Source organism: Paenibacillus sp. FSL R5-0345, assembly GCF_000758585.1.
Classification (GTDB): domain Bacteria; phylum Bacillota; class Bacilli; order Paenibacillales; family Paenibacillaceae; genus Paenibacillus_AQ.
Genome location: NZ_CP009281.1, coordinates 1,764,199 through 1,776,602 on the forward strand (window position 1 = coordinate 1,764,199; position 12,404 = coordinate 1,776,602).

At 43.7% G+C, this 12,404-nt stretch carries 11 protein-coding genes; all 11 read left to right on the plus strand.

Annotated elements, in window-relative coordinates; all coding sequences use genetic code 11:
* The first annotated feature begins 3 nt into the window (after positions 1-3).
* The 11 genes from R50345_RS07795 (at position 4) to R50345_RS07845 (ending at position 12,381) form a co-directional block, all read left to right on the plus strand.
* Complete coding sequence (locus R50345_RS07795) at positions 4-312, plus strand: DUF1292 domain-containing protein (RefSeq protein WP_038569507.1); 309 nt, start codon at positions 4-6, stop codon at positions 310-312.
* Positions 305-613, plus strand: coding sequence for a DUF1292 domain-containing protein (locus R50345_RS07800; protein ID WP_042125478.1), 309 nt, complete (start codon positions 305-307; stop codon positions 611-613). Before R50345_RS07795 ends, R50345_RS07800 begins: the two co-directional genes overlap by 8 nt.
* A gap of 383 nt (positions 614-996) precedes the next feature.
* Complete coding sequence (mltG, locus tag R50345_RS07805; protein WP_231574078.1) at positions 997-2,046, plus strand: endolytic transglycosylase MltG; 1,050 nt, start codon at positions 997-999, stop codon at positions 2,044-2,046.
* A 56-nt stretch (positions 2,047-2,102) separates the two neighbouring features.
* Positions 2,103-3,035 (plus strand): peptidase U32 family protein, encoded by a 933-nt coding sequence (locus tag R50345_RS07810; protein WP_042125480.1) that lies wholly within the window; start codon positions 2,103-2,105, stop codon positions 3,033-3,035.
* A gap of 97 nt (positions 3,036-3,132) precedes the next feature.
* Positions 3,133-4,464, plus strand: a complete 1,332-nt coding sequence (locus R50345_RS07815; protein WP_042125482.1) for a peptidase U32 family protein — start codon at positions 3,133-3,135, stop codon at positions 4,462-4,464.
* 316 nt (positions 4,465-4,780) lie between these two features.
* Complete coding sequence (locus tag R50345_RS07820) at positions 4,781-6,958, plus strand: methyl-accepting chemotaxis protein (protein ID WP_156114748.1); 2,178 nt, start codon at positions 4,781-4,783, stop codon at positions 6,956-6,958.
* A 162-nt stretch (positions 6,959-7,120) separates the two neighbouring features.
* A complete protein-coding gene (locus tag R50345_RS07825) occupies positions 7,121-8,989 on the plus strand; it encodes a cache domain-containing sensor histidine kinase (RefSeq protein ID WP_042125486.1) in 1,869 nt (622 codons plus the stop codon).
* A 40-nt stretch (positions 8,990-9,029) separates the two neighbouring features.
* Entirely contained in the window at positions 9,030-10,331 is a 1,302-nt protein-coding gene (locus R50345_RS07830; RefSeq protein ID WP_042131970.1) for an ABC transporter substrate-binding protein, read from the plus strand.
* 43 nt (positions 10,332-10,374) lie between these two features.
* Positions 10,375-11,439, plus strand: a complete 1,065-nt coding sequence (locus tag R50345_RS07835; protein WP_042125488.1) for a LacI family DNA-binding transcriptional regulator — start codon at positions 10,375-10,377, stop codon at positions 11,437-11,439.
* A 51-nt stretch (positions 11,440-11,490) separates the two neighbouring features.
* A complete protein-coding gene (locus R50345_RS07840; protein ID WP_042125490.1) occupies positions 11,491-12,057 on the plus strand; it encodes a GNAT family N-acetyltransferase in 567 nt (188 codons plus the stop codon).
* Between the two features lie 18 nt (positions 12,058-12,075).
* Positions 12,076-12,381, plus strand: coding sequence for a nuclear transport factor 2 family protein (locus R50345_RS07845; RefSeq protein WP_052414518.1), 306 nt, complete (start codon positions 12,076-12,078; stop codon positions 12,379-12,381).
* Positions 12,382-12,404 lie beyond the last annotated feature (23 nt).

Here is a 12,404-nt window from a genome sequence, read left to right on the forward strand (position 1 = left end):
GAAATGACAAACGAACAGATTGGCCAAGAGGAAGAACCGGAAATTATCTATATTCCCGATGAGGAAGGTAATGAAGAGGAATTCGAGGTCATTATGAAGTTTGAGGTTGATGGCTCGGACGCTAAGTACATGATGGTGGTTCCGCTTGATTCCGAGGACGAGGAAACCGATGAGGTTTATGCGTTCCGTTATGTGGAAGAAGGCGACGATCTTCAATTGTTCATGATCGATAATGACGAGGAGTGGGCGATTGTCGAAGAGACTTTCAACACACTGGTTGACGAGTTGGACGGAGGATCTGAGAATGACTGAACGATCCGCTGATCAAGCGGTATGGACTTCTCGACTTAAAGAAGCCTACGGAGAAACAGTAGAACTGGAAGATGAGCAGGGCAAGTCTTCCATTTACGATATTATTGCCGAATTTGAAGTCGGTGGTCGCGGCTATGCTGTGCTGCAAGGCGCTGGTAAAGACGTGGATTATGAAATCCTGCGTATCGTTGTCTCTCCTAACGGACTTCCGGAATTAGAGAACATCGTTGACGATGAAGAATGGGAAGATATCTCAGAACTATATGATGAGATGACTTTCCCAGTGGATGACGCAGAGTAAGTCTTAAACATGTACGTTACATTTATGACGAGTACGGAAGAGGGCGGAGAATTCCGCGCTCTTTTTGCTTGGTATATGTGATGTTCTTTTTGGAGAATTCAACTTATTAATTCCTGAGATTCAGGTACGATCATCAATCCCTCTTACTTATAGGGAATTCTCCTCATAAGTAAGAGGGATTGGTTGGTGTTTTGATATTATAAGGAATTACTCCCTATAATTTCAAGGAATAACCGGGATCATGCCTTGAGCTGATGAAATATAGGGAGTAATTCCCTGTAACTCTTACAGTGACTTCCTTATGTAGAGCATTTCTTGAGATATGTATTGAATTTTAAGTAATACACTTTTATACTTTATAGTCGGAAAGTGAGGAACCTGACTTGAAATCCGCAATCCGTACTGTGCTTATCGTTATTCTTTTGCTGGTAGCAGCAGGAGGCGGAGGCGCTTGGTACATTTGGAACGGGATGCAGCCGGTAAAGCCTGCAGGACCTGCCGTAACATTTACGATAGAGAAGGGCATGGGCAGTGCGGAAATAGCCGACCTGCTCGAACAAAATGGCATTATTCGCAACAGTCTTTTTTTTAAGGGATATTTGAAATGGACCAAAGAAGGTTCTAGCTTCAAGGCTGGTACTTATGTTGCTAGTCCAGGCGATACCTATGACGAGCTCATCGAGAGGTTAAATGCTGGTGATGTTGTTAAGGAAGAGACCATAACCTTTACAATTCCCGAAGGATATACTGCTGAGCAGATTGCTAAGAAGCTTGCTGAAGCGTGGAATCAGGAGGCTGCTATTTTTCTCGAAATAATGGATACCGGTGCGGGCTTAAAGGGAGTTGATCTTCTAGGTATCCCACAGGATAAGAATCTTCGCCATCGTCTTGAAGGATACTTGTTCCCAGAAACGTATGAACTAGCTAAGGACAGTACACCGCAGGAAGTTGTAGAAGCGTTATTGGATCAGTTCCAGAAGAAACTGGATACGATCCCGAACTGGAAGCAGAAGCTTGAAGCACGTGGAATGACGCTGCATGAACTGTTGACGGTGGCCTCGTTAGTTGAGCGTGAAGTCGTGGTAGATAGTGAACGACCGCTAGTCGCTGGCGTGATTTATAACCGCTTAAAGAAGGAGCAAAAGCTGGAGATTGATGCTACGGTTCAATATTTGCTCGACAAACAGAAGGAAAGACTGTTATATAAAGATTTGGAAGTTGACAGTCCTTATAATACGTATAGAAATATTGGGCTTCCTCCGGGACCTATTAGTAATCCAGGGCTGGCTTCCATTCAGGCGGCACTTGAACCTGAGGCATCTGAATACTACTTCTATGTGACTAAGAAAGATGGTACACAAGGCCATTTGTTTGCTAAGACCTACAAGGAACATTTAGCCAATATCGAAAAAAGTAAGCAAGAATCGAAATAAAATATTAAAATGAAGAGTGGTGCGGTTGAAACAACTGTACAAGTAGGAGGTACAACATGACTAACAAACCGGAATTGTTGGCGACAGCAGCATCCTTAGAGGAAGCTGCTGCTTTGCTGGATGCCGGAGCCGACGCGTTGCTCATCGGGGATGACCGTTTCGGCATGCGTCTTGCCGGACATTTTTCTCTGGAGGATTCAGCTGCTGTCGTAGAAATGGCACATGCGCGTGGCTGCAAGGTATATGCTGGACTAGGTGGGCTCATGTCCAACCTTCTTCTCGAAGAGCTTCCTGCCTATGTGAAGGCTATAGGTGAACTTGGTGTTGATGGTGTTGAATTTGGTGATCCTGCTGTGTTGACTACAGTGAAAAAGGAAGCGCCGGGGATGAATCTGCATTGGAATGCAGAAATGACCTCTACCAATTACGCAACCGCGAATTATTGGGGGCGTAAAGGGGCTAGTCGCGTTGTTCTTGCCCGTGAGCTGAATATGGATGAAATGACGGAAATGGTTCCGCTTTTAGAGGTAGAAGCACAGGTTCAGGTTCACGGCATGACCAATATATATCATTCCAAGCGTAAGCTTGTAGAAAGCTATATGTCACATCAAGGACGTCCAATTGAAGGGGGCAGTCTTGGCAAGGAACGTGGTCTATTCTTGATTGAGGCAGAACGAGATGACCAAAAGTTCCCGATCTATGAAGACGTGAACGGTACACATATTATGAGTTCGGATGATATTTGTATTTTGGAGGATCTTCATATCCTTATGGCTGCAGGCGTACAGAGTTTTAAGATTGAAGGATTGTTGAAATCAACAGCTTATAATGTGGCGGTTGTTAAGACATATCGTAAAGCTATTGATCTCTATGCAGCTGACCCAGAAGGATATTCTTTTCAAGAGGATTGGATGGAAGCAATCAGAACGTTGCAGGATCCAGAACGGGAGCTAAGCTTCGGATTTTTCTATAAAGAGCAAGTATATTAAGTTTAATTTAAGACAGTTTTTATTTCCCTGCAAAGACTTAAATGCTTGTAATCAAGTGTAGACATCACTTTGCGGGGCGATGGAGGGGAGAACAGGAATGGGAACCATGACAAAGCCGCAATTCAAGGGCAAACGTTACCGTCTGGACAAACCGGAGCTCCTAGCTCCGGCCGGTAATTTGGAAAAATTAAAATTCGCAGTACATTATGGTGCGGATGCTGTTTATATCGGAGGGCAGAAATACGGTTTGCGTTCAGGGGCAGACAATTTCAGCTTTGAGGAAATGCGTGAAGGTGTTGAATTCGCGAAGAAGTATGGCGCTAAGGTATTTGTTGCAACGAACATTTATGCTCACAATGAAGATGTCGCAGGGATTGAAGAATATCTGCGTAACCTATATGAAGTCGGTATTGCTGCCATTATCGTAGCTGACCCAGTCATTGTAGATACAGCGCGCCGTTTAGTACCTGGATTAGAGGTGCATTTGAGTACTCAACAATCTACACTGAACTGGCAAGCCGTATCCTTCTGGAAAGAAGAAGGTCTACCACGTGTAGTACTCGGGCGTGAGACAAGCCTGGAAGAGATCGCCGAGATTAAGAAGCATGTCGATATTGAAATTGAGAGCTTTATCCATGGTGCGATGTGCTCCTCATACTCAGGTCGCTGCGTATTATCCAATCACTTTACAGACCGTGACTCCAATCGCGGAGGCTGCTGCCAGTCTTGCCGCTGGAAATATGATCTGTTCGAGGATGCGCGTCCTGAAGGCACTTGGGTGTCTGAAGAAGATCAAGCTGAAGTGCAATCTCCGGCACCTTTACTTCCGGGTGTAACTCAGATTCCACTGCATCAGCAAGGGGATAATCCCTTTTCCATGGGATCTAAGGATTTGTGCATGTTGGAAAGTATCCCTGAACTCATTGAAGTCGGTATCGACAGCTTCAAGATCGAAGGACGGATGAAGTCGATTCACTATGTAGCTACTGTCGTTAATGCTTATCGTAAAGCCATTGATGCTTACATGGCTGATCCGGAAGGGTACGAGTTGAAGCAAGAGTGGCTGGACGAGCTGAACAAAGCGGCGAATCGCCCGCTTAACACAGGGTTCTTCTATGATACTCCGGATCATGAAGATCATATCTATGAGCCGGAAGAAAAAGCAGCTCCTTATGATTTTGCCGGACTTGTGCTAGAATACGATGCTGAGAGTGGAATGGCACTAATTCAGCAACGCAATCACTTCAAGCCTGGTCAGGAAGTTGAATTCTTCGGACCGAATGATACGTTCTTTAAGCAGACTGTAGCGGAAATATGGGATGAAGCAGGCAACCCGCTTGATGTAGCCCGTCATCCTCTGCAACGTGTTCGCATGAAGGTAGATCAACCAGTAGCATACTTTGATATGATGCGTAAGAGAAAATCTTAATAGGATACAGGGATGTTCTTTGTTAGAAGAGCATCCCTGTTTTTCTTTTGACAAAGCTAACAATAAGTTATATATATTAGTAACTAACAAATAAATCCAAGAAGGAGGGCAGAACGAACGAAGTTTTTTTGCCTCAAAATACATAGGTTAAAAGTTATAAAAAAAGTGTATTAAAGCTAAGAAAAAAGACCTAATATACCGATATATAATATAGTTAGCGCTTTCATATGTCCTCTAATATTAGCGGGTAGATGATCATGATGGGGATCCTGATCAAGATAGTATTAGTGAAAAGCATAAAGAGAGAAGGTTAGAGATGAAGAAAAATAATAAGAAATCCGTAAATGTACAGAGCAATGAAGCAAGCACAGGTAAGACATCAAAGCTAGATGCTAAGAATATGGTGTTGGGTTGGGGAAGCCAAATCAAGAGAGTGAATCCTATCAAATCCGTCGGAGTGAAGTTATTTCTAATCTTCCTTTGCTCCACTGTAATCGTAGTGATGTCACTTGGACTAATATCATATTCAAAGGCAAAAACAACGATAAAGAATAACGTATCCGAAGCTTATCGTCAGACTATTATTCAGACTGCTGAGAAGCTGGATATTACCTTGAAACAGTATGAGAACCTGGCATTGCAGCTTTATTTTGATGCACAAACGCAAACGGATCTTAGGGCTTTGGTGAATGCCAAAACGTCTTATGAAAAGTTTGAAGCTACAAGCTCCATTAGTAAGAAATTATCCAGTCAGACTACAACAGATTCTAATATTATCAGTGTCTCTTTGATTCCAGAGTCACCTGATCAAGATATTGTTACAAGTGGTAGTGGTGGCATTAATCTTGATGGATTAAGAGAGCAAGAATGGTATAAGACGGTTCTAGCCAGCACCAAAGAATATAATCCATATTATTCAGACGGTGACAAAGGCGGTGCCAAAAATATTTGGTTCTCCACTTCCGTTCAAGGAAATGAAGAAAAGGATATCGCTATGGTGAGATCTCTTAAAAATCTGGGATCAAATGATAGTTACATAATCATGATTGTAATGAAAAATGCACTGTTGGAAGAAGCTTTCGCAAGCGTGAAGCTTGGAGACGGCTCCCGTATTCAATTGGTGACTCCTGATGGAACAGTGGTGGCTTCTACCGATCAGAAGGATGAAGGAAAGCCGTCGGAGTTTACTTTTATCAAAGAGAGCAAGAAGAATAACACTAGTCTAGATGTCAAAGATTCTAACGGCAAACCAATTCTGGCGGTGTTTAATCCGATGATGCGTGCGGATTGGAAGCTCACCGGTGTAGTTCCTACAGACGAGCTTGTGAAGGAAGCACGTCCGATTCTGTTGACAACTTTTATTGCAGCTGCGGGTGCGGCTCTGCTGGCGATATTCATCGGAATTTGGATGGTTCGTATGATTGCTCGCCCACTGGCACGTTTGAAGAATCTTATGGTTCAAGGTGCAGGTGGAGACTTAAGTGTACGCACAGAATATGTGTCTAAGGATGAAATTGGTCAACTGTCAGCATCCTTTAACTTGATGATGGAGCGTATTACTGAGCTTGTATCGCAAACGACAGAAACCGCTCGAGATGTGCTGGAGACCGCTGGGGAGCTTGGAGAAGCATCGCGCAAGACAGCTATCTCAGCGAAGGAGATCGCAGCCGCGACGGAAGAAATCGCCGGAGGAGCAGGCAGTCTGGCACTTGAAGCCGAACGTGGGAATGAGCTTACAGATGTGATAGCTACACAAATGCAGACTGTGATCAGTGCCAACTCTGAGATGGACGAGGCTGCTCGTGGGGTAGGAGAAGCCAGTGCGCAAGGTGCTAAACAATTAACGGATTTATTGGATCAGACTAGCCGTACTGGGGAAAAGACAAGTGCGCTTGTAGAGCGTGTTAATCATTTGAAAGAAACGGTGTTTTCAGTAATTAAGGTGCTGGACGTGATGAAGAGTATCACACAGCAGACGAATATTTTGTCATTAAATGCGACGATAGAAGCTGCACGTGCAGGTGAAGCTGGTAAGGGCTTTATGGTGGTAGCAGGTGAAGTGCGACAGCTTGCCGACCAATCAAAGCAGTCTATCGCCCTAGTAGCCGGAATTACCGACAAGATCATAATGGAAATGAACGAAACGGAAGCTGTATTATCTGAAGTGGCCCCTCTCTTTAAAGAGCAAATAAGCTCAGTGAAGAGTACGAGTGATATCTTTGTATCCGTAAAGGGACAGATGGATGAGTTCATTACTAGTCTGGAATCGGTGACAACAGCGATCAGCAGCTTAAATCATTCACAGGTTGTGTTGTCAGAAGCGATGGGTAACGTCAGTGCTGTAGCTGAGCAATCTTCAGCGACTTCTGAAGAAGTGGCTTCACTCAGTAACGAACAGCAAAGTGTTAGTGATCAACTCGTTTCACTATCAGGCAAGCTGGAAAGTGCTTCAGGACAGTTGAAGGACAAGCTGTCATTATTCACTATAAAGTAATAGGATCCCTTATTAATCATTATATGGTCTTCCTAACAAAACCGCTTCTTCGCTATGAGGAAGCGGTTTTGTTATTGTATAAAGAAGAACTTCCCCGTATAATAATTTTGTTAGGTAATTAATAATAACAAGTTAGTAAAAAGGTTTAAGGAGAAGGACCCTATGAAAGGTAAACGCATCTTTGGCTGGTGGTCCGCTATCGGGGACATGAGCATGGAACGCAAGCTGCTCCTCGTCTTTTTAATCATTATTACGCTTCCGCTAACCTTCATTAGTGTGTTTACTTATAAGAGTTATTCAGCGTCTATTCAGGGCAACACTATTGCTTATTCTGAGAAGCTAATCGATCAAATGATGGATGGAGTAGATGATTATATCGAAGATATGAAGCGAATTTCATCTATGCCAGCCTATGTGAACGATATTAAACAAAATTTAATTCGTTCAAACCGGTACTATGAGCAGAAAGAGATCATGGGTGGGAAAGGAGGCAGTGCCTCATTGTCGCCTGGAGATTTTGATCTGTTGCTATCCATTCAGCGGGGAATAGAAGGTAATATTTCATTTATTAACAATATTAAGCGAGGCGCGAACACGGTTTATATTTTTGATGCTCATGGGAATGGCTATTATTCTGCCAAGGATGGTGGAGTGCGGCTTGACCTTGATCAAAGCTATACGTACTGGAGTCAGCAGACGAAGGATTCCAGCGGAGAAGCACTCTTGTTTGGCACCCAATCGTTTACGAGTAATTTGCAGAGTACTCGATATGCTTTTACTGTTGTTCGCAAAATCGTGGATGGATTGCTAAATCCGATTGGGCTGATCGCGGTAGAAGCGAATATTAGCAATCTGGAGAATCGAGTTAAAGAGTTGGATAAAGTAACACATGGCCAATCTCTGATTGTTGATGGAAATGGGATGGTCGTGTACGACAGCAATAAAAAGCTTCTTGCCACAGATGTATCTGATTCAGAGCGATTCAAAAGGGTCGATGGGATATCCGGAAGTTTCTATGATACAGTCAACGGAAAAGAATTTCTCAATATCTATTCAAGCTCTAACAAGAGCAATTGGAAGGCCATTATCTCCATTCCTGTGGATGTGCTGATGCGGGATGTGAAGGTGACTCGTAATGCAACACTCGCTGCTACATTAAGTATCATTGTGTTGGCGCTAATCATCTCCATTATTCTTTCCTTTGCGCTCACTAAATCGCTATCCCAAATGATTCATCTGATGAAAAAGGTTCAGGGCGGCGATCTGGATGTGATGTTTAGGGTTAGGCGGCGTGACGAGATTGGTCTGCTCGGACATCAGTTCAATCGAATGTTGGCTCGGATCAGGCAGTTAATTCAAGATATCTACCGAATCGAAGAACAGAAGAAGGAAGCGGAACTTCACGCTCTGCAGAGTCAAATTAATCCTCATTTTATTTATAATACGCTGGAGTCGATCCGGATGACCGCTGAGCTTAATGATGATATTGAAGCTGCGGATATGATCTCTATTTTAGGTAAACTGCTACGGTATAGTACAAGTGATTTGAGCGGTAAAACGACAATGCAGCAAGAGCTTGGATATGTACGCAATTATGTTGAGCTGCTGAACTGTCGCTACCCTAATCGTTTCGTACTCGACGTCGACGTGCCGAAGGAGCTAGATAATTACTCTATTATCAAGCTGGTCTTCCAGCCGATCATAGAGAATGCAGCCTATCATGGCTTAGATGATAACAAACCGCAAATGCATCTAAGCATTCGTTGCGAGATTACTGAGCAAATGCTGCTGTTTCATATTAAGGACGATGGCTGTGGAATGGATAAGCTCACTTTGGAGAGATTGAACGATGGGCTTCAGAAAGAAAGTCCTCCTAAGAAAAGCATCAATGGGGGGATTGGTATGAAAAATATACAGCAACGAGTGCGCCTTCATTATGGAGCGGCATATGGAATTGAGGTATACAGTGTGCTTGGACAAGGGACGGATGTTATTTTGTCGCTACCGCTGCTGGAACCGGAAATGATTTGATTACCTGACTGAAATCAGAGGGGGCTGTCCGTTGAAGGGGATGAGATTACACTGGTCTATGCGTACCGTACTGCTTCTTCTCTTTTTGATATCAATAAGTGGCTGTGAGGACAACACCAAGCAGACGGAATCACCAGCACCTCCAGTTGGAAACGAAGTGAAGTCTGACTTATCCGGCACTATAGTCATGATGACCAATCGAATAGATTTGATTGAGAACGGAACTTTTCAAGGATACGCAGATCAATTCAAGCTAAAATACCCCGGGGCGAATGTCGAATTTGAAGGTCTGTCCAACTATGCAACGGATATTCTGGTACGGCTGTCCACTAAGGATGCGGGTGATGTACTGCTGCTTCCGGTAAATCTCCCTGCAAAGGAGCTGGATTATTTTTTCGAGCCGCTGGATGAGGAAACAACTGCTGGTGAACGGTTCCCTTCTTTTTCTACTTATGAGGGCAAAAGATATGGGGTATCGACGGGAACTACCACGGTTGGGATCGTCTATAATAAGAGAGCTTTCGAAAAAGCAGGGATCACTTCTGTACCACGGACACTAGATGAATTCTATGAGGCTTGTGCTAAGTTGAAACAGGCTGGAGTTATCCCGCTATATATGAATTATGGGGCGGTTTGGCCACTGCGTGAATGGGGGAATACTCTAGTTAACTATATGGCAGGCGACCCTGAATATCTTAATAAAATGGTAAATGAAGATAGCCCGTGGCAGCTTGATAATGAATGGGGGAAATCGATTTCTATTGCCAGAACCCTAATATCTAAAGGTTATGTTGAAGATGAACTATTCTCGAACAATTGGGAAATATCGAAGACTAAGCTCGCCAAGGGTCAAGCAGGGATGTATTTAGTTGGAAATTGGACAATTAGACAAGTCCTTGATGTTGGAGCTTCGCCAGAAGATATTGGATTCTTCCCATTTCCATATGATAATAGTGACTCTCATTATGCGCCGATCAATTCAGACTGGTTCATGGGGGTAAGTAAATATAGCAAGAATAAAGAGCTTGCAATGGCTTGGCTGAACTTTTTTGTGAAGGAGACTTCCTATAAAGATGATTGGGGATTTCTCCCTGCTGACGGCAGCTTAAACCCTTTTATGCCGCAGTATCAAGAGTTTTTATCTTACAAACCGAAGCTGCTTGATCCCACAGTTCAGAGTGATGCATTCATTGATATCGCAAATCGTGCCAAGCTATCCTTTTGGTCCGGTGATTATATTCAGGAGTTACTTGCTGCACCTGATTTACAGAAGGCTTTTGATGAACTGAATGCCAAATGGAAGGAAGCGCGAGCGGAAACACAGGTGGCTTCACAGCCTTAAATATATAAGTACATAAATTTCAAGTAAATCTGGAGGGTTTAATATGGCTAAAAAGGTCACCATGCAAAAAATAGCCGATCATCTCGGTGTATCTAAATTTGTTGTCTCTAAGTCACTATCGGGTAAAGCTGGCGTTAATGAGATGACCAGAGAACGAGTTATTCAAGCGGCTTCGCAGTTAGGCTATTTTACGCAAAAGAACGCTTTTGTCCAAGGTATTAAACGAACGCCTCCGGTGGCGGGAAGTGATCGGAATAAGCAATCTGTGCTTGTATTAATGCCGAATATCCGCTCACAGACTCAGGATTCCTTGTATTGGGGAAAGATTGTGGACGGTATTGCTCTTGCTCTGGATCAAGAAGGACTAGGAATGGTGATCATCTCTGAGAACCGTGCAGATAATTTTGTTAATATCTTGAACCCAAGCGGAATTCTTGGTTTGGTAGGTGTGGGTGAAATCTCCACTTCTTTACTGCTTGAGGTACATCGCATCGGTCTGCCGATGGTGTTGATTGACCATGAAGATCCATTAATTCCAAGTGATACTGTATTCGCGAACAATGTGGATTCGATGGCTCGGCTGACTAATCATTTGATGGGGACAGGCCATACCCAAATGCATTTTATCGGGAATATTGGATTCTCACGCAGCTTCCGTGACCGGTGGATTGGCTTTCGGAGTGCGCTGGAGGAGAGTGGGATAAGACTGCCTTTGGAAGACGACTCAAATCTCTTTTTGGAAGGGGTGGAGGAAGATGTATTCCAAGAGGATTTTAAAAATTGGGTGATGAAGCGGAAAAAAGCGAAGACACTCCCAACCGCCTTGGTCTGCGCCAATGACAAAACAGCACTCTCGGTCAGTGATATCCTGAAGGCAGAAGGTGTTAATATTCCAGGGGATATCTCGGTTACGGGCTTTGATAATATTGAGGATGCCTCAAGAGGTGTTCCGCCGCTAACTACTGTACATGTCCCTAAAGAGGCGATGGGCCGGGCGGCAGTGGAGAAGCTGCTAAGCCGGATTGGGCATCCCTCTGCGCCACTGGAGAAGATCCTGATCGCAGCAGACATAGTGCATCGTGATTCTGTGGATAAACCGCGCGACTAGAAATTAGTTTTACAAATATATAATGGTGAAGGTAGTTTAGGGGGAAATGCTATGACTGAAGCAAATACAATGCCAAAGATAGATGGCGAGCATATTATTCTGCGTGCTGTAGAAGCGACCGATCTGGAGGCTTATTATAACTTTTTACTTGATGAGGAGATGGGACGTCTAACGGGGTCACAAGGAGAAATCTCTCGCAAGCAAACTGCGGACTGGATTCGAAAAATTAGTGTTCCAGCTGAGGATCGTGTGGATCTTATGATTATCGTCAAGGAAACGGATGAGCTTATCGGAGAAGTGGTGCTGAATGAAATAGATCCGGATAACCGCAGCGCAAACATTCGAATTGGGATTCGTAGCCATGAACATAGAGGGAAAGGTTACGGTACTGAGGCTATGACTCAAATGCTGCAATATGGCTTTGAAAGCTTGAAGCTGCATCGCATCCATCTTGGTGTGTATCCATTTAATCCAAGAGCCATTCATGTCTATGAGAAGCTCGGTTTCAAACGCGATGGTGTGGAGCGGGATGCTCTTTATGTTGATGGAGAATTTCATAACTTGATTTTGATGTCTATGCTGGAGGATGAATACCGGGCTTTGTATGAGACAAAGTGAGATCGAAGGTGATCGGGAATGACGAGAGAGGCTAGGCTAGAGGTCTATTTACGCGAGCTAGAAGAAAAATTATTAAAGCCAGAAATTCGTTCTTCTCCTGAAGAAATATCAAAGCTGCTCGCCGACGATTTTTTTGAAATTGGTAGTTCGGGTGGAACGTGGTATAAAAGTGATGGTATTCCTGAAGAAGGACTAGGAATTGTTCGAATGACACTGAGTCATTTTGAGCTACATCTGGAGAATGGAAGATGTATTTCCATCAAGGTACACCTGCCCGTGTCTAGTAAGAAGAAAAAAAGCGTTCTCAGTAGAAACTTTAACTGAGGACGCTTTTTTTTCTGTATAAG